The sequence below is a fragment of the Achromobacter sp. ESBL13 genome (assembly GCF_036668755.1).
GTDB lineage: Bacteria > Pseudomonadota > Gammaproteobacteria > Burkholderiales > Burkholderiaceae_B > Achromobacter.
This window is the reverse complement of record NZ_JAZEVT010000002.1, coordinates 244,891-265,593: the sequence shown is the minus strand read 5'-3', so window position 1 is coordinate 265,593 and position 20,703 is coordinate 244,891. Positions and strand designations below refer to the sequence as shown.

Genomic DNA, 20,703 nt, shown 5'->3' with positions numbered 1-20,703 from the left:
CATGCAATTCCGTAACGGCCCGATCGGCCTGGTCTTCCACACGCTGTTCATTTTGTTCATCCTGGCGCCCATTGTCATGGTGTGCGCAGTGGCGTTCACGTCCGAGGGTTTTATATCTTTGCCCACGGGCGGCTTGTCCTTGCGCTGGTTCCGCGCCATCTTGGACAACCCGCGTTTTGTCGAAGCCTTCTGGTTCAGCCTGGGGCTGGGGACCTTGTCGGCGACGCTGGCCATCGGCTTGGCCGTGCCCAGCGCGCTGGCCCTGGCCCGCAACCGCTTTCGTGGCCGCGAGGCGTTGGTGGCGTTCTTCCTGTCGCCGCTGATGATTCCGCATGTAGTGCTGGGCCTGGCCTTCCTGAAGTTCTTCACCACCGTGGACCTGGCCGGCACCTATGTGGGTCTGGTGGTGGCGCACGTGATCCTTGTCATGCCGTATGCGCTGCGCCTGGTGCTGGCGTCGGCCACCGGCATCGACCCCGCGCTGGAGCGCGCCGCACAATCGTTGGGCGCGTCCAACTGGACGGCGTTCCGGCGCGTGGTGCTGCCGCTGCTGCTGCCGGGCGTGGTTAGCGGCTGGGTCATTGCATTCATCACCAGCTTTGATGAACTGACCATGTCGATCTTCATCGCCTCGCCGTCCACGACGACGCTGCCGGTGCGCATCTTCCTGCATATCGAAGACACCATCGATCCGCTCGTGACCGCCGTGTCGGCCGTGCTGATCTACGTGACGATCATCGCCATTTTCATTCTGGACCGCGTGGTCGGCCTGGAAAAGCTGTTTGTAGGAAAGGGACGCTAATGACGGACGAGAAAGAACTGGCGCCCCGCGCGCCCGTGCATCGCGGCATTTATGACGCCGCGGTGATCGGCGGTGGGCTGGTGGGATCAGCCATTGCCTATGGCCTGCGGCGCGAGCTGGACCATGTGGCCGTGCTGGACGAAGGCGACGTGGCCTACCGCGCCTCGCGCGGCAACTTCGGGCTGGTGTGGGTGCAAAGCAAGGGCATGGGCCTGCCGCGCTACGGCGTGTGGACGATGACGTCCGCGTCCGGCTGGCCGCGCCTGGCCGCGCAACTGCTGGAAGAAACCGGCGTGGACGTGCACCTGGAACAGCGCGGCGGCCTGCATGCGTTGCTAAGCGACGAAGAGGTGGAAGCGCGCGGCACGTTCATGAAGACCTTGCTGGCGCAGCCGGGCATGGCGCAATACGACTGGAAGCTGCTGGACCGCGCGGAAGTGGCCGACCTGGTGCCGGGCATCGGTCCCGATGTGCGCGGCGCGACATGGACGCCGGTCGACGGCATCGCCAATCCGCTCAAGCTGCTGCGCGCCTTGCACGCGAGTTTTGCACAGCGGGTTGTGGATTACCTGCCGCGCCGTCCGGCGCAAAGCATCAAGCAGCGCGATGGCGTGTTCGACATCGCCACGCCCTCGGGCACGGTGCGCGCGCGCAAGGTAGTGCTGGCATCGGGCTTGTCCAACAAGGAGCTGGGCGCACAAGTGGGCCTGACCGTCCCGGTGCGCCCGCAACGCGGCCAGATCGTGGTGCTGGAACGCACGCGCCGCCTGCTGGAAACGCCGCTGTCCACCTTGCGCCAAACCGATGAAGGCACGTGGCTGATCGGCGATTCGCAGGAAGAAGCCGGCTATGTGGATAACCTGGTGGGGCTGCCGATTCTGGGCACGCTGGCCGACCGCGCCGTACGTACGCTGCCCGCATTGCGCGATGTGCGCGTGGTGCGCAGCTGGGCGGCGCTGCGCGTGATGTCCAAGGATGGCTTTCCGATCTATCAGCAATCCGAAACGTGCCCGGGCGCCTTTGTCGCCACCTGTCATAGCGGCGTGACGCTGGCCGCCGCGCACGCCCTCAATCTGGCGCCCATGATCGTGGCCGGCAAGCTTGCCGACGACATGGCGCCCTTCTCGACCCGGAGGTTTCATGTTCAAGAGGCTTGATGAGGCGCAGCGCCAGACGCAAGGCGCGCCGGTGCGCGTGACGGTCAACGGGGTCGAGCTGCAATGCCGCCAGGGCGACAGCGTGGCGGCCGCCTTGTTCGCGGGCGGCGTGTCGGCCTGTCGCGACACCGCCGTGAACGACGTGCCGCGCGGACCCTATTGCATGATGGGCGTGTGCTACGACTGCCTGGTCACCATTGACGGCCAGGCGAACCAGCAGGGCTGCATGACGGTCGTGCGCGAAGGCATGAAGATCGAGCGCCAGCTGGGCGCGCGCAAGGTGCAGGCATGATCGAAACAACGCAATGCGATTTGCTGGTGGTGGGCGCGGGCCCGGCCGGGCTGGCGGCAGCGACGATGGCGGCCGGGCTGGGTGTGGACACCGTGCTGCTGGACGAACAGCCTGCGCCGGGCGGACAGATCTATCGCGCCATCACGACCACGCCGGTGACCGATCGCGGCATCCTTGGCGAAGACTACTGGCATGGTGCATCCCTGATTACGCCCTTCAAGCAATCGGGCGCGCGCTACGTGCCGGGCGCCACGGTGTGGGCGGTGGCCGAGCGCACCGCGCCGCATCCGGAAAAGGGGTTTGAAGTGGCGTATTCCGTCGCGGGCGAAGCGCGCATCGTCCATGCACGCCGCTTGTTGCTGGCGACGGGTGCGCAAGAACGCCCCTTCCCCATTCCGGGCTGGACGCTGCCGGGCGTGATCACGGCGGGCGCGGCGCAGATTCTGTTGAAGTCGGCCGGTGTGGTGCCGGCGGATCGCACCGTGCTGGCGGGCAGCGGCCCGCTGCTGTACCTGGTGGCGTGGCAATACCTGAACGCGGGCGTGAAGATCGACGCGCTATTGGAAACCACGCCGCCCGGACGCATGGGGCAGGCCTTGCCGAAGGTGTGGGGCTTTCTGCGTTCGCCGTATCTGGGCAAGGGCTTGAAGCTGCTGCGCGCGGTCAAGGCGGCCGTGCCGATCACACGCGGCGTCACTGCGCTGGAGGCGCAGGGCGACGGCAAGCTGCAAAGCGTGCGCTACACGGCGGGCGGCGTCACCAAGACCTTGCCCGCCGAACAGCTGATGCTGCATCAGGGCGTGGTGCCCAACGTGAACCTGTCGCGCGCCGTGGGCGCCGAGCATCGTTGGAACGACGCCTTGGACTGCTGGGAGCCGCAGGTGGATGAATGGGGCCTGACGACGGTGGAGGGCATCGGCATGGCGGGTGACGGCGCGGGTATCGCGGGCGCCCTGGCGGCGGAACACCGGGGCCGGCTGGCCGCCTTGCAGGCGGCGCATCTGTTGGGCCGCATCGACGCCGCGAAACGCGATAGCCGGGCCGTAGCGCCGCGCGAGGCGCTTGCCCGTGCCGTCAGAGGTCGCGAGTTCTTCGATGCGCTGTACAAGGCGCCAGACGCCTTCCGGCGGCCCACCGGCGACACCATCGTGTGCCGCTGCGAGGAAGTCACCGCCGCGCAAGTGCGCGAGACGGTCAAGCTGGGCTGCACCGGTCCGAACCAGATGAAGGCTTTCCTGCGTTGCGGCATGGGGCCGTGCCAAGGGCGCTTCTGCGGGCTGACCGTGGCCGAGATCATTGCCGAGGAACGCGGCGTGCCGACACAGGAAGTGGGCTATTACCGGCTGCGCTTCCCGACCAAGCCGCTGACGCTTGGCGAGCTGGCGTCGCTGCCGCAGACGGACGATTCCCGCCAAGCCGTTGTCCGCCTGAAAAAGTAATGCCATGACCGGTTCACCGCGGTCGGCGGCAGTCATCATCATCGGCGGGGGCCTGCACGGCAGCTCGGCAGCGCTGCATCTGGCGCGTGCCGGCGTGCCCGCCCTGGTGATCGAAAAGAACTACGTGGGTCGGCACGCGTCCGGCGTGAACGCGGGCGGGGTGCGCACCTTGTCGCGGCATCTGGCCGAAGTGCCACTGGCGCTGGCCTCGCGCGAACTTTGGTATCGCATCGGCGACCTGGTGGATGACGATTGTGGTTTCGAGCAGCACGGGCAGGTGCGCGTGGCCGAGAACGCCGCCGACGCCGAAACGTTGCGGCAACGCCTGCGCACGATGACCGATCACGGCTACACGCACGAAGCGTGGATCAGCGCCGAGGATTTGCGCCACATGATCCCCGCTATCGCGCCCACCATCCAGGGCGGGATGATCGCGCGTGAGGACGCGGCGGCCGATCCGTATCGCACGACGCTGGCGTTTCGCACCAAGGCCGCGCGCCTGGGCGCGCGCTTTCTGGAAGGCGTGCGCGTGGACCGCGTCTCGCACGACGGCGGCCAATGGCGGGTGGAGACGGATGCGGGTACCTATACCGCGCCGCAAGTGTTGAACTGCGCGGGCGCCTGGGCCGACCGCATCGCGGCGCAATGGGGTGAACCGGTGCCGCTCTTGGCCATCAGCCCGATGATGTTGGTGACGTTACGGATGGAGCACTTTCTGGACCCCGTCGTGCTGGGCACCGGGCGCGCGCTATCGTTCAAGCAGCGCGCGAACGGCACGGTGCTGATCGGCGGCGGGCGGCGTGCCTGGGTGGACCGCGACGCGGAGTGGACCGAGCTGGATTTCCGCTCGCTGGCGGAAGGCGCACGCACGGTCTGCGACCTGTTTCCACACATGCGTGACGCCATCGTGAACCGGGGCTGGGCGGGCATCGAAGCGGCCATGCCGGACGAGATTCCAGTGATCGGACGCAGCAGCCGCCACGAAACCGCGTTCCATGCGTTCGGCTTTTCGGCGCATGGCTTTGAACTGGGCCCCATCGTGGGCCGCATCATGGCCGATCTGATTACCACCGGCGCGACGGACATGCCGATCGCGCCCTTCCGGATTGACCGTTTTTCGGACGCGGCCAACGCGTCCGCCCCATCAGAAAAGGAGCAAGACGAATGAACGACGACATCGTGCGCAAGCAAACCAACCAGCGCCTGAGCCGCATCGTGATCCATGGCGATACGGTCTATGTGGCGGGCGTGACGTCTGCGGCCGAAGGCGGCATCGTGGCGCAGACGCGCGATGCGCTGGCCAAGATCGACGGCTATCTGGCCGAGGCGGGCACCGACAAGTCGCGACTGCTGTCGGTGCAGATCTGGCTGAAGGATATCGACCGCGACTTCGCGGGCATGAACAGCGTCTGGGCCGAGTGGGCGCTGCCCGATGCGATGCCCACCCGCGCCACCTGCGAGGCCAAGCTGGCCGCGCCGGAGCTGCTGGTGGAGATCATCGTGACGGCCGCCAAGCGGCCGCCGTATGTCAGCGGGCCGGTGTCTGAAAGCTGACCTGACCCGGGCGGCCCGGCAGGTTCAGGGTGGCGGTGGCGGGCGGCGTGGTGGCAATCACCTGCCCCGCGCGCAGCACCATCAGGCGGGTCGCGCGCAGGCGTAGCGCTTCGACGGGATCGCGCGCTTGCAACAGCACCAGGTCGGCGCGCTTGCCGACCGCGATGCCCGTGTCGTCCAGCCCCAGGATCTTGGCGGGCGTGGCCGTCACGGCGTCGAAACAGGCGCGCATGGCGTCCTGGCCCGTCATCTGGGCCACGTGCAGGCCCATGTGTGCCACTTCCAGCATGTCGCCCGAACCCAGGCTGTACCAGGGGTCCATCACGCAGTCATGGCCGAAGGCCACCGGCACGCCGGCCGCCAGCAATTCGGGCACGCGGGTCATGCCACGGCGCTTGGGATAGGTGTCGTGGCGGCCTTGCAGCGTGATGTTGATCAGCGGGTTGGCAATCGCCGCGACGCCGGCCTCGCGCATCAGCGGGATCAGCTTGGACACGTAGTAATTGTCCATGGAGTGCATGGACGTCAGGTGCGAACCGGTAACGCGGCCGTGCATGCCCAGGCGTTGCGTGTGGTACGCCAGCGTTTCGATATGGCGCGACAAGGGATCGTCGCTTTCGTCGCAATGCATGTCCACGCGCAGGCCCCGTTCGGCGGCCAGTTCGCACAGGATGCGCACGGATTCGGCGCCGTCCTGCATGGTGCGTTCAAAGTGCGGAATGCCGCCCACCACGTCCACGCCCATGTCGAGCGCGCGCTTCAGGTTGTCCAGCGCACCGGGCGCGCGCAGCACGCCGTCTTGCGGGAAGGCGACCAATTGCAGGTCCAGATAGGGTTTGACCTTTTCGCGCACGTGCAGCAGCGCCTCGGTGGCGAGCAGGCGCGGGTCACAGACATCCACGTGCGAGCGAATGGCCAGCAGGCCACGGGCAACGGCCCAGTCGCAATACGCCAATGCGCGTTCCACCAGGGCTTCCTGCGTCAACAGCGGCTTGAGTTCGCCCCACAGCGCGATGCCTTCGAGCAAGGTGCCGGACTGGTTCACGCGCGGCAGCCCGAAGGACAGCGTGGAATCCATGTGAAAGTGCGCGTCCACAAAGGGCGAGGACACCAGCTGACCGGCGGCATCGATCACCTGCCCGGCTTCGGCCTTCAGAGCAGGGTCGACAGCGGTGATGCGACCCTGCGCCACGCCAATGTCGATGTTCGTGCGCCCATCGGGCAGCGTGCAATTCTTGATAATCAGATCGAGCATGGGGTGATCCTAATGGAAGTTCAGTATTTCACAATGCCGCAAAATTACCCCGACATCGGGGTCGGACGGAGCCGGCTCCGCCGGTCCGTCGCGACGCCCCCTCTAGCGTTCGCCCTTGCGGTACGGCTTCATCAGCGCTTGGGGGTAGGCCGCGCGGCGCGCCATCACTACCAGGGCGAGGATAGACAGGATGTAGGGCAGCATCAGGTACACCTGATACGGTAGCTCGGGCAGGCCGGGCAAGGCCGCGCCGCCTTGTTGCAGGCGCAGTTGCAGCGCGTCGAAGAACGCGAAGATCAGTGCGCCAAGCAATGCCTTGCCGGGCCGCCAGGACGCGAACACGACCAGCGCCACGCACACCCAGCCCCGGCCGTTGACCATATTGAAAAAGAACGCGTTGAAGGCTGCCAGCGTCAGGAAGCTGCCGGCCACGCCCATCAAGGCCGACCCGGCCACAATGGCGCCGATGCGCAACCGCGTCACGGACAGGCCCTGCCCTTCGGCGGCGGCGGGGTTTTCGCCCACCATGCGGATACCCAGGCCGACCGGCGTGCGGTTCAGCACCCAGGCCAGAATGGGCACGGCGGCCAGCGCGATCAGCGTCATGGGCGTCTGCCCCGCCAACACCGGGCCGATCAGCGGAATGCCGTCCAGGAACTTCATTTCGGCAAACGGCGTGATGGTGGGCGGCGTGGTCACGCTGGGAAACGTCACGCGGTAAGCAAAGTAAGACAGGCTGGTGGCAAGCAGCGTCACGCCTAATCCCGACACGTGTTGCGACAAGCCCAGCGGCACCGTCAACACCGCATGCAGCAAACCGAACACGGCGCCGGCAAACGCCGCCGCCAACACGCCCACATACAGGGGCGCGCCCAGGTACACCACCAGCCAGCCGGTAAACGCACCGGCGGCCATGATGCCTTCGATGCCCAGGTTCAACACCCCCGCGCGCTCGCACAGCAGCACGCCCAAGGTGCCCAGAATCAACGGCGTCGCCAGGCGCAGCACGGCGACCCAGAAGGCCGAGGAACTCAACAGATCCATCCATTCCATGGCGTGCTCCTCAAGCCCGGTTGCGGCGCAGGCGGTACTGCGCAAATAGCGTCGCGACCAGCATGGCAAGCAACGAGGTCGCGACGATGACGTCGGCGATGTAGTTCGGCACCGCGATGGCGCGGCTCATGCTGTCCGCGCCCACCAACATGCCGGCGACGAAGATGCTGGCCAGGATCACGCCCAGCGGATGCAGCCCGGCCAGCATGGCGACGACCACGCCGGTGTAGCCATAGCCCGGCGACATATCCAGCGTGACGTAGCCGGTGCGGCCGGCCACTTCGATGGCGCCCGCCAGGCCGGCCAGCGCGCCGGACAACATCGCGGTGCCCAGCATCACGCGGGTGACTGGCAGCCCCAGAAAACGCGAAGCATGCGCGTTGGCGCCCACGGCGCGCATCTGGAAGCCGAACACGGTGTAGCGATTCAACAGCCACAATCCCAGCGCCAGGCCCGCGGCCCATAGCAGCCCGGTGTGCGCGCGCGTGCGTTCGATCAGCTTGCCCAATTCCAGGTCGCCGTTTAGCGCCACGGACTGCGGCCACCCCATGGCCATCGGATCCTTCATCGGGCCGTCCAGCATCATGGACACGAACAGCAGCACGATGAAGTTGCCCAGCAAGGTGGTCACCACTTCGTCCACGCCCAGGCGGGTCTTGAGCAGCGCGGGAATCAGCAGCAGCAAGGCGCCGGCCAGCGCGGCCGCCAGCATCATGCCGCCAAACAGCACGGGTACGGGCAGGTCAAATCCCGTGCCGTCGTGCAGTCCGCCGATGGCCACTGCCGCCAGCGCGCCCAGATACAGCTGGCCTTCGGCGCCGATGTTGTAGAAGCGCGCGCGAAACGCCACGGCACAGGCCAGGCCCGTCAGCATCAAGGGCGTGGCGCGGGTCAGCGTTTCAGACAGCGCGAAGCGCGAGCCGAACGCGCCTTCGAACAGCAGCGCGTAGGTGCGGCCCACGGGCGCGCCGGCCCAGGCGACCAGCAAGGTGCAGACCGCCAGGGTGAAGAGGATGGCCGCGATGGGGGCCAAGGCCAGCGCCAGGCGGCTGGGCTCGGGGCGGCGTTCCAGGATCAGTTTCATGCGAGTAATGCTCGGTAAAGGGGGGCGCGGGAGGCGCGGCGCGTGACGGTGCCGGTCGTCACGCGCGAGTTCCCGTCATGGCCAGGCCGACGGTGGCGGGCGTCCATTCGGCCACGGGTTTGACGGCCACCAGCTTGCCGCCGCACAGCACGGCGATGCGGTCGGCCAGCGCAAAGATCTCTTCCAGGTCTTCGGACACCAGCAGCACGCCGGCGCCGCGCGCGCGGGCGGCCAGCAGCTGCTCGCGCACATAGGCGACGGCGCCGATGTCCAGGCCCCAGGTCGGCTGGTCGGCCACGATGAAGCGCGGCTCGCGGGCCAGCGTGCGGCCCAGGATCAGCTTTTGCATATTGCCGCCCGACAGGCTGCGCGTGCGCACCTCCAACGAGGCCGCGCGCACATCGAACTGCTTGGCCAACTGCGCCGCGTACGCGCGGCCGGCGCGTGCGCGGATCAAACCGTAGCGCGCGAAGCGCTTGTCCTTCAGGTCTTCAACGATGGCGTTTTCCCAAAGCGGGCTGTCGCCGATCATGCCTTCGCCGTGGCGGTCTTCGGGGATGCGGCCGACGCGGGCCGCGGTCCAGCCGGCCGGTGTGGTGGGCGCGGCCGCGTGCTCCGCGCCCAGGCGGATCGTGCCGTCGCTGGGGTGGCGCAGTCCGGTCAACACCGACACCAACGCCTGCTGGCCGTTGCCGGCCACGCCGGCGATCGCCACGATTTCATGTTTGTGGACGGTCAGGTCCAGGCTGTCCAGGCGCGTCGTGCCATCGCGGCCGTCGCGCACGGTGACTTGCGACAAGGTCACGACCGGCGCGGCCTGTTCGGCGGCGGCCACGGCCTCGGCGCGCGGCATGACGACCTTGCGGCCCACCATCAATTCGGCCAATTCGGCGGGGCTGGTGCCGGCGGTGTCGCGTTCGGCCACCAGCTTGCCCTGGCGCAGCACGGCCACGCGGCGCGATACGGCCATGACTTCGTCCAGCTTGTGCGAAATGAAGATGACGGCCAGGCCGTCGTCAACAAAGCCGCGCAAGGTGGCGAACAGGTCCTGCACTTCCTGCGGGGTGAGCACCGCGGTGGGTTCGTCCAGGATCAGCACGCGCGCGCCGCGATACAGCGCCTTCAGGATTTCAACGCGCTGTTTTTCGCCGACGGACAAACCGCCTACGCGTGCATCCGGATCCACGCCCAAGCCGAAGCGCTGGCCCAGTTCAACCAGGCGGCGGCGTGCCTGGGCGCGGCCGGAGGCCAGCTTCCACAGCGATTCCGTGCCGACCATGATGTTGTCCAGCACGGTCAGGTTGTCGGCCAGGGTGAAGTGCTGATGCACCATGCCCACGCCCGCCGCCAACGCGGCGTCGGGCCGGCCGGGCGGCAGGGGTTTGCCAAAAACGTCGATGCTGCCGGCATCGGCCACATAGTGGCCGAACAGGATCGACACCAGGGTCGATTTGCCGGCGCCGTTCTCGCCCAGCAAGGCCAAGACCTCGCCCTGCCGCAGCGTCAGCGAGATATCGTCGTTGGCCGTCAGGCTGCCGAACCGTTTGGTGATCCCTGTCAGTTGCAGGGCGAGAGGCGCTTGGTTCATCGTGCCGAGGACTTGGGTTCTTTGTCGTTGACCTTGACGGTGAAGCTGCCGTCCAGAATGGCCTTCTGCTTGGCGTCGACCTTGGCGATGAGATCGGCGGGGATCTTCTTTTCGAAGGTGCCCAGCGGCGCCAGGGACGAGCCCTTGTGCTTCATCAGCGAATACTGGCCGTAGTCATCGGCCTTGAACGTGCCGGCCTTGACCTGCTTGAGGGCTTCGTCGATGGTGGGTTCCATGCTCCACAAGGCGGATGCCACGACGGTCTCGGGGTACTGCGGCTGGGTGTCGATGACGTTGCCGATGGCCAGCTTGCCGCGTTCCTTGGCGGCGTCCGACACGCCGAAGCGCTCGGCATACAGCACGTCCGCGCCCTTGTCGATCATGGCGAAGGCGGCTTCCTTGGCCTTCGGGGGATCGAACCACGAACCGATGAAGGTCACGGTGAATTCTGCCTTCGGGTTCACTTCCTTGGCGCCTTCGATGAAGGCTTGCATCAGGCGGTTCACTTCGGGAATGGGGTAGCCGCCCACCAGGCCGATCTTGCCGGACTGGCTCATGCCGCCGGCGATCATGCCGGTCAGGTACGCGGGTTCCTGGATGTAGTTGTCGAACACCGAGAAGTTGGGCTGCTGCGGCTTGCCCGACGAACCCATCAGGAAGGCGGTCTGCGGATAGTCCTTGGCCACCTTGCGCGCGGCGGCTTCCACGGCGAAGGCTTCGCCCACGACCAGCTTGTTGCCCTGCTCGGCGTACTGGCGCATGACGCGTTCGTAGTCGGCGTTGGTGACGTTTTCCGAGAAGGTGTAGTCGATCTCGCCACGGTCGCGCGCGGCGGTCAGCGCCTTGTGGATACGCGACACCCATTGCTGCTCGACCGGCACCGTGTAGATGGCGGCAACCTTGGTCTTGGCGGGGGCTTGGGCTTGCGCCGCGCCCGAGAACAGCAGCACGCCGGTGGCGGCGGCCGCGGCCAGCTTGAGCAGGCCACGGCGGGCAATGCCGCCTGCGGACGAGGGGGACAGGGATTTCATGCGGGTGACTCCTTCGCGGGGGATGGAAACGTAAGGGGATGGCAGCGATGCGGCGGCGGCACGGTCTGTGCGGGACGGCGCCGGGCACGGCCGGCAATGCGGGTGTCGCGCGGATTCGCGGTCCAGCGTTCCACGGTCCCGGCCGCCGGCGGACAAGCCGGGGCAATCGGACAAAAACGTGGGCGTGGGATCGGTCATCGGATGGGGGCGCCAGAAGGCGCGTCCCATCCACATGGTCGGGTTCGCTGCCAGTCCTGGCGAAGCAAGTTGTATGCCATGGGCTTGCCCCGCACTAGTCGGGGAAACCTGATGGCCGGGCGGAATTATAGGCACCCTGGCGGGCAAGCGTGGCACCAAATTGGTGCCTGCCGTCCCAGGGAACGGACAGGAGGTGTGGAAAATCCGCGTTTCGGCCTGTGCACGGCACGGCCAAGCGCCGCGCGGACGGCCCGCCCATTAAAATCGCCGCTTCAGCCGTGCGTGGCGCGGCAAGCTGGAAGATCCATGCAAGACATTCAATTGCTGCTCGAGCAATACGGCGGGTGGCTAGTGTTCGCCAACGTCCTCGTCGAACAGGCGGGCTTGCCCGTGCCTGCCTATCCCATGTTGATCGCGGCCGGTGCGTTGGGCGGCGCGGCGGGTTGGCTGGCGCCGTGGTTGGCGGCAACGTTTGCCTGCCTCCTGGCCGACACGCTGTGGTATGTGGCCGGCCGCCGGTATGGCGCGCGGCTGTTGGGCGTGGTTTGCAAGATGTCCTTGTCGCAGGATTCCTGCATCCGCCAGACGCAGCGCCTGTATCTGCGCATCGGCGTGCGGGCCTTGCTGGTGTGCAAGTTCCTGCCCGGCGCGGGCGCGCTGTCCACCGTCATGGCGGGCCTGACGGGCACGGCGTATCGGCGCTTCCTGGTTTACGACCTGGTGGGCGCGATGATCTGGGCGGGGTCCGCGCTACTGCTGGGCGGGCTGTTTCACAGCGTCATCAACGACGTGCTGGATGTGCTGGGCACCTACGGCCCGATGGGCCTGGGGGTGCTGGCGGCGGTGCTGGCGCTGTACATCGTGGCGCGCTTTTTGCGCCGCAAGATCCTGCTGCGCAGCCTGCGCGTCATCCCGCGCGTGTCGGTCGACGAGCTGATGCAATGGCGCCAGGACGGCCGCAACACGCTGGTCTTTGACGTGCGCCCCGACGCGCAAGGCGACGGCGCGCGCATTCCCGGCGCCATCGCCGTGGACCTGAAGGCGCCCCTGCCCACGCTGGACGCGCAGGCGCTGGACTCAGACATCGTGGTCTATTGCGCCTGCCCGAACGAAGTGTCGGCCGCACTGCTCGCCTCGCGCCTGCGCGCGGCCGGATATCCCAAGACGTGGGCGCTGCGCGGCGGCTACGAGGCGTGGATGGAGCGCAATCAAGAGGCTTGATGCGAAGGGGGCGACACGTGGGACCGATGACCCGTGGCATCCGGTTGCCCGGTCTAGTCCCTGGCCGACCGTCTTGCGCCATGTCGGAATCCGGCTTCCCCTGATACGCGCTATCAGACTCCTCCTATAGACCTGCCCCGCGTCTATTGCGCAAGATCTTCGCTTCGGGTTGAGGTCCAGGGCCCCGTGCATCTTGCATGCCGGCCTGGTTCCCGTCGACAAGGAGGTCTTGCATGGCAGCCCCTGTTGTCGGTGCGCTTATCTGGGGATATCGCGCCTATCGTGCTTACGCCGCCTACGAAACTGCGCAAACCGCCATCGAAACGGCCGAGACGCTGGCGCAGATCGGCCAGCGCAAGAAAGAGGTCCAGACCATCCTGAAAGATGCCATCAGCGGCATGAAGAAAGAGATCGACATCAAGAGCTCGACGTTCGTGCGCACTGGCGGCAACGTCACGGTGTCGCGCGGCCGCCGTGAAAACGTGACATACCGCCAGTACATCGAACGCAAGATCCCATTCCGGCCGGTGATCAGCATGGTGTGCCAGTGGGCGCTGAAGTCGCCGCTGATCGTGCCCAGACGGATACGCAAGAAGATCCCGGGCGACGTCATCGAAACCACGATCGATATCGCGCTCAAGCAGACAACGGCGTCGCTGGTGTTTGAAGCGGTGGATGACCTGCTGGCGTGGCAAAGCCCTTTGAAAGCGGAACCTAACTACAACGCCGCGTCGCGCGCGGCGATGCTGGGTGAGCCGGCGACGCGGCCCATGCGCATCAGTGAATATTTCCCCTTCTGGCCAAGGCCGAAAGGCAGCTTGGCGCCGGATTTGGTCATCGTGGAATACCGCCAGCAGCCGTTTGAGGTCGACAACGTGTTCGCGGCGGTGGAGATCAAGTTTCCGAACGACTGGGTCAAGGATGTGCAGATGCAGGACTATGTGAGGCTGATGAACAGGAATACCGACAAGGTTGCTTTGCTTCGCGTCCCGGAGGACTGCACCGGATTCCGCCCCGCAAAGGACTCCAGCGGCGCGCAGCCGCCAAGGAAAAGACGATGAGTACGAGCCATCGCTTGATTGACGACGATGACCTGTCCGGCATGATCGACGATCTAAAAAAGTGGCCGCACACGTCCATTGACTACAGTGACTTTGAACTGTCGACCACGCTGTTCTTGACGTTCTACTTGAGCTACGAGCCAGCGCACTGTCTTCAGACAACGCTGGCGATGATAGAAGTGAAGGAAGCGTTCGAAAAGTTGCTGGGCCACCCTTTCACAATCGCGACGCATCCCCAATCCGAACGTCCACACTCCTATGGATCAAAGCGGCTTGGCGACATACGGGAATGGGCGAGGTTGATTCCGGTCGAAAAGACGTTTTCAGCGAAGTTCACCGACGAAAAGAACCATCAAAGTTCGCCGCTTCATTCTGCGTACTTGTGGCGAACGGCCGACTGGCGCGATGGAGGAGAGGACTACTCATCAATCCAGTTTTATTACCGCTGGCAATGGTGGCTGGAGAACAAAGACGCGTGGCGGCGGTTCGTGCTTGATACTATCGGCCGCCTGAAGCCGGCCCAGGTCTACAGCGGCTTTTCAATGGGAAACCCGCTTGAATTCGGCATGCGTGCCGAAACAGCGGTATGGGATCGCGCGTTGGCGCCACACTTTTATGGCCTGGATACCGATTATCCGTTCGGCATGTCGCTCACGCCGCAGCTGCCCTCCGGCATCCGTCCACCCACCTGGGGCTTCTTCCTGTCCGACATCTGGCGCAATAAGGCGTCTCTTTCCAGCGAAGACGTGATCGCGCAACTTGCCGATCCGCGTATCCGTATCGACGCCCTCAGTGGCGGTCATTGGATCGAGCTGGGGCCGCAACCCGAGCTCTATCCGGTGGAAGACGGCGTGCCCGCGCTGCCCGTTTTGCTCAACCGGCTGCTGCGCAGAATTCGCCACCCGCAGCTGGATCTGGTTGGCTTCGGCGAATGGGACGGCGACCCGAACGAACGCTTCAACCGTCGCGACACTCAGCGTTGGCTGGCGCGGTTCGACGATGACAGCGATTGGCCCAAGCCGGAAATTCGTGGTCATGAACCGGGGGCGCCGGCGGTCGATCCCGTACCCACCCACGTCGTCGTGGGCAGCACGATTCCGTCTGAGGGCTGGTGGTACACGCTGGCGCAAGACCAGTCACGCCGCTACTTCAAGGCCGACGACGTCGCGCCACCCATCTCCCAGGACACCTCGCGCGGGCGCGTCATCTGGCAACGCGATATCGACCAGCGGGCGCCTGAACCTGAACCGGCGCGCCGCGCCGAAACGGGCCAGCTTGCCCCTCGCGCCGGTCAGTGGCGCGCGCACGAAGTGGCCGACGTCTTGTGCGTCGTGGCCAAGCATGAGCCCTTGCCGGCGTACCAAGGGCGGCCAATAACGTGGCGGTGGATGCACGAAGCCGTGGCCGCGCCCGCGGGCGCCGCGCACGGTCGGTCGGGCCAGGCCTGCCCCTATCCCGGTACATGGACGTGCCAGGAATTTGCCACGGGCCCCCAGACCTTCATGTATCAGACGATCTTCCCGCAGATCAATGGGCAGGACGTCACCTGGGTAATGGTGACATTCATGAAATAACCGGCCCAGGTTGGTGATCGGCCCTGCCACGCGTTGTAGACGTGCAGGCATCCTTCGGATGCACGCCGGGGTGGGCGAGGCTTCTTGCCAAGCGCATAATTCCAGTTCAGCCCGCAATACAGGCGGGCGGCTACAGGAGAGACGAATGCGGTTGTTGTTTTTGGGTGCCGGCGGCACGGGCGGATATTTCGGCGGGCGCGCCGCGCAGGCGGGCGCGGATGTGACCTTTCTGGTGCGCGAACCGCGTGCCGCGCGCTTGCGCGAACAAGGCTTGCGCATCAAGAGCCCGTTGGGTGATGCCACCCTGCATCCGAAACTGGCCACCCAGCAGACGCTGCAAGGCGCCTATGACGTGGTTGTGCTCAGCTGCAAGGCGTACGACCTGGCCAGCGCCATCGACGCCATCCGTCCCGCCGTCGGCCCGGACACCGCCGTGTTGCCCATCATGAATGGCGTGCTGCAATACGACGTGCTGGACCGCGAGTTTGATCCGCATCGCGTCTTGGGCGGGCTGTGCCAGATTAACGCCACGCTGGGCCAGGACGGCGAAGTCGTGCACCTGGGCAAGCACGCGAACATCGTCTTTGGCGAACGTGCGGGCCCGGCGCGCAGCGAGCGCTGCGTGGCGCTGGAACAGGCGCTGGCCGGTGGTGAATATGTCAGCCGCCTTAGCGAAGACATCCACCAGGACATGTGGGAAAAGTACGTGATGCTGACCACGCTGGCCGCCGCCACCTGCCTGATGCGCGGCTCGATCGGCCAGATCGCGTCCACCGATGACGGCATCGATATCCTGAAAAGCCTGCTGCAAGAATCGCAGGCCGTGGCCGCCGCGTCCGGCCATGCGGTGCGTCCCGAAGCTGATGCGTTTGTGCAGAACTTGATCAGCGACCGCACGCAGCCGATGACGGCGTCCATGTTCCGGGACTTGCGCCAGGGCCTGCCGGTCGAAGCCGATCACATCGTGGGCGACATGGTGCATCGCGCACACACGCTGGGTGTGGATGCCACCTATCTGCGCGTGGCGTTTTCGCATTTGCAGGTCTATCAAGCGCAGCGCGCGGCGGGTTGAATCCGTAGCGGGTCCAAATCGAGTCCCCGGTCGATTGATGCACGGATTGCAAAAAACTCGTCGCGATAATCGGGTTTTTTGTTCGGATTTGACCGAATAGTATGGATTGCCAGATTCGGGGCGGCAGGCGGCGCATCGTGCACCGGCTGCCGCCCCGCCCCTTTCCCAGGAGCAAGACCATGAAAATCGCATTGATCGGAATCACGGGCCGTGTGGGCTCGCGCGTGGCGGACGAACTGCTCAAGCGCGGCCACCAGGTAACGGGCATTGCCCGCAACCCGGCCGACGTCAACGTCCAACCCGGATTGATCGTCCAGCAGGGCGACGCCACCGACCCCGCCACCTTGACTCCCTTGCTTACCGGGCACGATGCGGTGGTCAGCGCCACGCGCTTCGTGTCGACCGACGCCAAGCCCCTGATCGCCGCCGTGAAGAACGCGGGCGTGCCGCGCCTGCTGGTGGTGGGCGGCGCGGGCAGCCTGCTGGTGGCGCCCGGCACGCTGCTGATCGATACCCCTGAATTTCCGGATGCCTACAAGCCCGAGGCGCGCGCCGGCGTCGTGTTCCTGGACACGCTGCGCCAGGAAAAGGTGCTGAACTGGACGTTCCTGTCGCCCTCGGCAATGTTCGAGCCGGGCGAGCGCACCGGCAGCTTCCGCCTGGGCGAAGACCACCTGCTGGCTGACGACGAAGGCAAGAGCTGGATTTCGATGGAGGACTACGCGATTGCGCTGGCCGACGAAATCGAAACTCCCCAGCATGCGCGCCGACGCTACACCGTCGGCTACTGAAGCGGCCGCCGGCCACTGCCGCCAAGGTACTTGGGAGCCCGTCAAGGGCTCCTTTTTCAATTGTGCAAGCCTGCCGGAACCCGCCGTTTTGTTTGTAAACTGGCAGGCCGCCAGCCGGCGTATCCAGAAGTTGTCCGTATGCGTATGAAGTGCAAATCCTTGGCCGCCTGTGTGCTGCTCGCGTCTCAAAGCCTGGCCTGCGTGCCGGCGCTGGCGGCCGCGCCGCAGTCGAACAAGGAGATCGTCGTTGCGTTTTTTCGCATGATGTTCCAGGACCGCGACATCGACGAGGCCGTGCGCCTGTACGTCAGCCCCAACTATGTGCAGCACAACCCGTACATGCGCGATGGCGTCAGCCCCATGGTTGATTTCTTTCCGCCTTATTTCGACCAGCATCCGCAGGCCATCGTCGACATCAAGCGGGTGATCGCCGAGGGCGATCTGGTGGTGATCCACAATCAGTGGCGTGATTCGCCTGAGGATCGCGGCCAGGCCATCGTTGACATTTTCCGGGTCGACAAAGGAAAGATCGTCGAACACTGGGACGTCAGCCAGGAAATTCCCGAGAACCCCGCCAATCAGAACGGCATGTTCTAACAAGGCCGCCATGTCACGCATCGAAGCCGTAGAGTTGCCCCGTTCCTACCTGCTGTTGAACCACGGCCCCACCGTGCTGGTCACCAGTGCCCATGGCGCATCGCGCAACGTGATGGCGGCCGCGTGGGCCATGCCGCTGGATTTCAATCCGGCCAAGATGCTGGTGGTGGTGGACAAGAACACCTACACGCGCGAACTCATCGACGCATCGGGCGAATTCGCGCTGTGCATACCCTCGCGCGCGCAAGCTGCCGCCACCTTGAAGGTGGGCTCTGAAACAGGCCGCGGCGTAGACAAATTCGAGCACTGCGGGCTGACCACATTTGCCGCCAGCAAGATCGGCGCGCCGCTGGTCAGCGATTGCCTGGGCTGGCTGGAATGCAAGGTGGTGCCCGAACCGCACAACCAGCAGGCTTATGATCTGTTCATCGGCGAGGTCGTTGCCGCCTGGGCCGCGCCCGATGTGTTCTCGCAAAACCGCTGGCACTTCCCCGAAGACGAGCGCCGTTCGATTCACTATGTGGCGGGCGGTTCGTTCTTTGCCACTGGCCAGCCCTTCAACGTTTCAGAACCGGAGTAGCCCCTATGCGCAGCGTGTATCTTGCGGGGTTCGAGGTCTTCCTGCCCGATGCCGTGGCGCATGGCCAGCGGCTCAAGGCCCTGTGCGCCACGTACGGCTTCGAGGGGCTTTTTCCCTTGGACAATACGGCGCCGCAAGACTTGTCGGGTGCGGCACTGGCACAGTGGATCTACCGCGAGAACGTCGCGCTGATCCGACGTGCCGACATGGTGATGGCCAACCTGAACGCGTTTCGGGGTACTGAGCCGGATTCGGGCACGGCCTTCGAAGTGGGCTACGCCATCGCCTGCGGCAAGCCGGTATGGGGCTATACCAGCCAGGCGGGCTCGCTGATCGATCAGGTGGCGGTCGGGGCGGCGGCCGATGACGGCGCCGCGCGCATGGTCGACGCCGATGGCTACACGGTGGAAGACTTCGGCTTGAACCTGAACCTGATGCTGGCATGCAGCGCGCGCATCGTGGTGGGCAAGGCTTCTGATTGCCTGGCCCGCATGGCGCAGGACGCCAGCGGGGGCCGGTAATAGGGCCAGTCGCGGCCGCTTACTTCGCCACCTTCTTGCGCGCCGCCTTCCTCGCCACCGGCGTCCCCAGATACCCCATCACCGCATCCACCACGGCCTCTTCCAGCTGCTTGGTGGAAAAGCCCGCGGGCGGCTCCAGCGCCGCCGCGTGCACCAGCGATTCCATGATGCGCAGCACCACATAGGTCGCCAGATCGCGATCCTGCTGTGCGATTTCGGCCCGGTGCAGTTCCAGCAGATGCCGCATGCGGCGGTGGATATCCTGATCGGCCATGCTGTGTTCGCGCGGCGTGTCGAACAAGGGAAATTCCCGTTCCAGCACGCGGTGCAGCGCGGGTTCCAGCAGGTGCGCGTGCAACATGGCCTGCACGATGGCGGCCACGCGTTCTTTCAGCGTCGCGGCGGGGTTGCTGTTGAGCACATCGTCGATGACGTCCAGCATCTGGTTGTCATGGCGCTGGTGCAGCGCCGCGATCAGCGCGTTCTTGTTCGGAAAGTACTGATACAGCGAGCCGACGCTGACACCCGCCGTTTCAGCGATCAGGTTGGTGTTGGTGCCCGCGTAGCCGTGCGTGGCCAGAACGCGAGCCGTCGCTTGCAGGATCGTATCGACGGTGTGCTGGGAACGGAGCTGGCGCGGCGATTTTCGGGGCTGGGGAATGGCGGTCATGGATGCGTTGAAAGGCGAGTATCAAACCTGAGCAATGGCTCATGGAATTTACGGCAGGCAATCTGGTTTTTTACCCGCAAGCGCGGATTATGCCATCGACAAATTCTGTCGCGATGGTGTCAGATCGCCACGCCCTTTTCACGCACTCTTTCTCAATGCCCGACGTCAGACCGTGGCGGCCATTTCCAGCACTTCGTCGTCCACGGGCTGTGTGTGACCGTCTTTCAGCAGTTGCAGGTGCTCGGCTAGTTCGGCGATGGTCAGCGCGACCAGGCCGTGCTGGGCAGCGTAGCGCTCAAGCGACGCGCCGCGCATCATGGTGCCGTCGGGGTTCATCAGTTCGCACAGCACGCCGGCGGGGCGCAGGCCGGCCAGCACGGCCAGATCAACCGAGCCTTCGGTGTGGCCGCGTCGCGTCAGCACGCCACCGGGCTGCGCGCGCAGCGGGAACACGTGGCCGGGGCTGACGATGTCTTCGCTTTGCGCGGTCGGCGAAATCGCCGCGCGGATGGTGGTGACCCGGTCCACGGCGGACACGCCGGTGCTGACGCCGTCGCGCGCCTCGATCGACACGGTGAATGCGGTGGCGAAGCGGCTTTGGTTGCGCGTGACCATGGGCGCAAGTTCCAGGCGGTCCAGCGTTTCGCCGGGCAGGCAAAGGCAGACGATGCCGCTGCCGTCGCGGATCAGTTGCGCCATGACCGGCACGGTCAGCTTGTCGGCGGCGACGATCAGGTCGGCTTCGTTCTCGCGATCGAAGTCGTCCATGAGGATGACGGGACGGCCCAGGCGCAGATGATGCAGCGCGCGCTGCAAACGGGCGGCGAACGGTTGCGAAGCCAGGCTGGGCAGGGACTGCGGGGTATTGAGGTTGGACATTGAAACGCTCTCGCAAAATGAAGGGGGCGAAAAACGTTTCAGGGCTAATCGACAGCCAAGCGCAATACAACGTTCCAGGCGCAAGCGCGCCTGGTGACGGGGTGTTGTGCCGGCACATCTTCTCTCATCCGGACTATGACCGTCGGCTCTGGCATCTCACCAGATCTGCTGACCCCGATGTCCGTGAAGGACGCCGGGCGCTCGCGGGCTTGCCACATTGCATGGCATACCGCCGGTGGGGAATTACACCCCGCCCTGAAGACGTACTGCATGTCGTGTTAACG

Annotated in this window: 21 protein-coding genes and 1 riboswitch; of the genes, 14 read left to right on the top strand and 7 right to left on the bottom strand. The window is 65.6% G+C overall.

Annotation, left to right across the window (positions count from 1 at the left end):
* The first annotated feature begins 1 nt into the window (after position 1).
* The 6 genes from V6F88_RS09970 to V6F88_RS09945 are packed head-to-tail and all read left to right on the top strand — an operon-like array spanning position 2 to position 5,244.
* Positions 2-802 (top strand): ABC transporter permease, encoded by an 801-nt coding sequence (locus V6F88_RS09970; RefSeq protein ID WP_332609231.1) that lies wholly within the window; start codon positions 2-4, stop codon positions 800-802.
* On the top strand, positions 802-1,959 hold the full coding sequence (locus V6F88_RS09965) for an NAD(P)/FAD-dependent oxidoreductase (RefSeq protein ID WP_332609230.1): 1,158 nt from the start codon (positions 802-804) through the stop codon (positions 1,957-1,959). Before V6F88_RS09970 ends, V6F88_RS09965 begins: the two co-directional genes overlap by 1 nt.
* Positions 1,943-2,251: a (2Fe-2S)-binding protein gene (locus V6F88_RS09960; RefSeq protein ID WP_332609229.1), complete on the top strand. Its 309-nt coding sequence runs from the start codon at positions 1,943-1,945 to the stop codon at positions 2,249-2,251. Before V6F88_RS09965 ends, V6F88_RS09960 begins: the two co-directional genes overlap by 17 nt.
* Entirely contained in the window at positions 2,248-3,690 is a 1,443-nt protein-coding gene (locus V6F88_RS09955) for an FAD/NAD(P)-dependent oxidoreductase (protein ID WP_332609227.1), read from the top strand. The genes V6F88_RS09960 and V6F88_RS09955 overlap by 4 nt, the downstream gene beginning before the upstream one ends.
* 4 nt (positions 3,691-3,694) lie before the next feature.
* On the top strand, positions 3,695-4,858 hold the full coding sequence (locus V6F88_RS09950; RefSeq protein ID WP_332609225.1) for an NAD(P)/FAD-dependent oxidoreductase: 1,164 nt from the start codon (positions 3,695-3,697) through the stop codon (positions 4,856-4,858).
* On the top strand, positions 4,855-5,244 hold the full coding sequence (locus V6F88_RS09945; RefSeq protein WP_046804009.1) for a RidA family protein: 390 nt from the start codon (positions 4,855-4,857) through the stop codon (positions 5,242-5,244). The genes V6F88_RS09950 and V6F88_RS09945 overlap by 4 nt, the downstream gene beginning before the upstream one ends.
* On the opposite strand, the gene V6F88_RS09940 is transcribed toward V6F88_RS09945, so the two are convergent.
* The 5 genes from V6F88_RS09940 to V6F88_RS09920 all read right to left on the bottom strand — a co-directional run bounded on the left by V6F88_RS09940 (position 5,219) and on the right by V6F88_RS09920 (position 11,255).
* Positions 5,219-6,499 (bottom strand): amidohydrolase family protein, encoded by a 1,281-nt coding sequence (locus tag V6F88_RS09940; protein ID WP_332609223.1) that lies wholly within the window; start codon positions 6,497-6,499, stop codon positions 5,219-5,221. The genes V6F88_RS09945 and V6F88_RS09940 overlap by 26 nt on opposite strands.
* A 102-nt stretch (positions 6,500-6,601) precedes the next feature.
* Positions 6,602-7,552, bottom strand: a complete 951-nt coding sequence (locus V6F88_RS09935; protein ID WP_332609221.1) for an ABC transporter permease — start codon at positions 7,550-7,552, stop codon at positions 6,602-6,604.
* Positions 7,553-7,562: 10 nt separating this feature from the next.
* Positions 7,563-8,636: an ABC transporter permease gene (locus tag V6F88_RS09930; protein ID WP_332609220.1), complete on the bottom strand. Its 1,074-nt coding sequence runs from the start codon at positions 8,634-8,636 to the stop codon at positions 7,563-7,565.
* Between the two features lie 58 nt (positions 8,637-8,694).
* Positions 8,695-10,224 (bottom strand): ABC transporter ATP-binding protein, encoded by a 1,530-nt coding sequence (locus V6F88_RS09925; protein WP_332609219.1) that lies wholly within the window; start codon positions 10,222-10,224, stop codon positions 8,695-8,697.
* Entirely contained in the window at positions 10,221-11,255 is a 1,035-nt protein-coding gene (locus V6F88_RS09920) for a BMP family protein (RefSeq protein ID WP_332609218.1), read from the bottom strand. The genes V6F88_RS09925 and V6F88_RS09920 overlap by 4 nt, the downstream gene beginning before the upstream one ends.
* Before the next feature lie 504 nt (positions 11,256-11,759).
* On the opposite strand from V6F88_RS09920, the gene V6F88_RS09915 reads away from it, so the two are divergent.
* The 8 genes from V6F88_RS09915 (at position 11,760) to V6F88_RS09880 (ending at position 18,870) form a co-directional block, all read left to right on the top strand.
* A complete protein-coding gene (locus tag V6F88_RS09915; RefSeq protein WP_332609216.1) occupies positions 11,760-12,674 on the top strand; it encodes a DedA family protein/thiosulfate sulfurtransferase GlpE in 915 nt (304 codons plus the stop codon).
* A 197-nt stretch (positions 12,675-12,871) separates the two neighbouring features.
* On the top strand, positions 12,872-13,735 hold the full coding sequence (locus V6F88_RS09910) for a VRR-NUC domain-containing protein (RefSeq protein WP_332609215.1): 864 nt from the start codon (positions 12,872-12,874) through the stop codon (positions 13,733-13,735).
* A 14-nt stretch (positions 13,736-13,749) separates the two neighbouring features.
* Positions 13,750-15,309, top strand: a complete 1,560-nt coding sequence (locus V6F88_RS09905) for a type VI immunity family protein (RefSeq protein ID WP_332609213.1) — start codon at positions 13,750-13,752, stop codon at positions 15,307-15,309.
* Between the two features lie 145 nt (positions 15,310-15,454).
* Positions 15,455-16,381, top strand: coding sequence for a 2-dehydropantoate 2-reductase (panE, locus tag V6F88_RS09900; protein ID WP_332609212.1), 927 nt, complete (start codon positions 15,455-15,457; stop codon positions 16,379-16,381).
* Positions 16,382-16,560: 179 nt separating this feature from the next.
* Positions 16,561-17,172 (top strand): NAD(P)-dependent oxidoreductase, encoded by a 612-nt coding sequence (locus V6F88_RS09895; protein WP_332609211.1) that lies wholly within the window; start codon positions 16,561-16,563, stop codon positions 17,170-17,172.
* 138 nt (positions 17,173-17,310) lie between these two features.
* Positions 17,311-17,769, top strand: a complete 459-nt coding sequence (locus V6F88_RS09890; protein ID WP_332609209.1) for a nuclear transport factor 2 family protein — start codon at positions 17,311-17,313, stop codon at positions 17,767-17,769.
* Between the two features lie 10 nt (positions 17,770-17,779).
* Positions 17,780-18,349, top strand: coding sequence for a flavin reductase family protein (locus V6F88_RS09885; protein ID WP_332609206.1), 570 nt, complete (start codon positions 17,780-17,782; stop codon positions 18,347-18,349).
* A 5-nt stretch (positions 18,350-18,354) separates the two neighbouring features.
* The gene (locus tag V6F88_RS09880; protein WP_332609205.1) at positions 18,355-18,870 is read left to right on the top strand and encodes a nucleoside 2-deoxyribosyltransferase; all 516 of its coding nucleotides are present in this window, start codon (positions 18,355-18,357) and stop codon (positions 18,868-18,870) included.
* A gap of 19 nt (positions 18,871-18,889) precedes the next feature.
* Here V6F88_RS09880 and V6F88_RS09875 read toward each other — a convergent pair whose 3' ends face one another.
* Both V6F88_RS09875 and ribB read right to left on the bottom strand, forming a co-directional pair.
* The gene (locus V6F88_RS09875) at positions 18,890-19,540 is read right to left on the bottom strand and encodes a TetR/AcrR family transcriptional regulator (protein ID WP_332609203.1); all 651 of its coding nucleotides are present in this window, start codon (positions 19,538-19,540) and stop codon (positions 18,890-18,892) included.
* Positions 19,541-19,705: 165 nt separating this feature from the next.
* Entirely contained in the window at positions 19,706-20,419 is a 714-nt protein-coding gene (gene ribB, locus V6F88_RS09870; protein ID WP_332609202.1) for a 3,4-dihydroxy-2-butanone-4-phosphate synthase, read from the bottom strand.
* Positions 20,420-20,531: 112 nt separating this feature from the next.
* A riboswitch (FMN riboswitch) is annotated at positions 20,532-20,686 on the bottom strand.
* Positions 20,687-20,703: the final 17 nt, after the last annotated feature.

Coding starts and splice junctions, on each gene's coding strand:
- V6F88_RS09880 (WP_332609205.1), top strand. CDS start 18,355: ATGCGCAGCGTGTATCTTGCGGGGTTCGAGGTCTTCCTGCCCGATGCC.
- V6F88_RS09935 (WP_332609221.1), bottom strand. CDS start 7,552: ATGGAATGGATGGATCTGTTGAGTTCCTCGGCCTTCTGGGTCGCCGTG.
- V6F88_RS09960 (WP_332609229.1), top strand. CDS start 1,943: ATGTTCAAGAGGCTTGATGAGGCGCAGCGCCAGACGCAAGGCGCGCCG.
- V6F88_RS09885 (WP_332609206.1), top strand. CDS start 17,780: ATGTCACGCATCGAAGCCGTAGAGTTGCCCCGTTCCTACCTGCTGTTG.
- V6F88_RS09875 (WP_332609203.1), bottom strand. CDS start 19,540: ATGACCGCCATTCCCCAGCCCCGAAAATCGCCGCGCCAGCTCCGTTCC.
- V6F88_RS09970 (WP_332609231.1), top strand. CDS start 2: ATGCAATTCCGTAACGGCCCGATCGGCCTGGTCTTCCACACGCTGTTC.
- V6F88_RS09910 (WP_332609215.1), top strand. CDS start 12,872: ATGCCGGCCTGGTTCCCGTCGACAAGGAGGTCTTGCATGGCAGCCCCT.
- V6F88_RS09890 (WP_332609209.1), top strand. CDS start 17,311: ATGCGTATGAAGTGCAAATCCTTGGCCGCCTGTGTGCTGCTCGCGTCT.
- V6F88_RS09945 (WP_046804009.1), top strand. CDS start 4,855: ATGAACGACGACATCGTGCGCAAGCAAACCAACCAGCGCCTGAGCCGC.
- V6F88_RS09925 (WP_332609219.1), bottom strand. CDS start 10,224: ATGAACCAAGCGCCTCTCGCCCTGCAACTGACAGGGATCACCAAACGG.
- panE (WP_332609212.1), top strand. CDS start 15,455: ATGCGGTTGTTGTTTTTGGGTGCCGGCGGCACGGGCGGATATTTCGGC.
- V6F88_RS09940 (WP_332609223.1), bottom strand. CDS start 6,499: ATGCTCGATCTGATTATCAAGAATTGCACGCTGCCCGATGGGCGCACG.
- V6F88_RS09950 (WP_332609225.1), top strand. CDS start 3,695: ATGACCGGTTCACCGCGGTCGGCGGCAGTCATCATCATCGGCGGGGGC.
- V6F88_RS09930 (WP_332609220.1), bottom strand. CDS start 8,636: ATGAAACTGATCCTGGAACGCCGCCCCGAGCCCAGCCGCCTGGCGCTG.
- V6F88_RS09920 (WP_332609218.1), bottom strand. CDS start 11,255: ATGAAATCCCTGTCCCCCTCGTCCGCAGGCGGCATTGCCCGCCGTGGC.
- V6F88_RS09955 (WP_332609227.1), top strand. CDS start 2,248: ATGATCGAAACAACGCAATGCGATTTGCTGGTGGTGGGCGCGGGCCCG.
- ribB (WP_332609202.1), bottom strand. CDS start 20,419: ATGTCCAACCTCAATACCCCGCAGTCCCTGCCCAGCCTGGCTTCGCAA.
- V6F88_RS09915 (WP_332609216.1), top strand. CDS start 11,760: ATGCAAGACATTCAATTGCTGCTCGAGCAATACGGCGGGTGGCTAGTG.
- V6F88_RS09895 (WP_332609211.1), top strand. CDS start 16,561: ATGAAAATCGCATTGATCGGAATCACGGGCCGTGTGGGCTCGCGCGTG.
- V6F88_RS09965 (WP_332609230.1), top strand. CDS start 802: ATGACGGACGAGAAAGAACTGGCGCCCCGCGCGCCCGTGCATCGCGGC.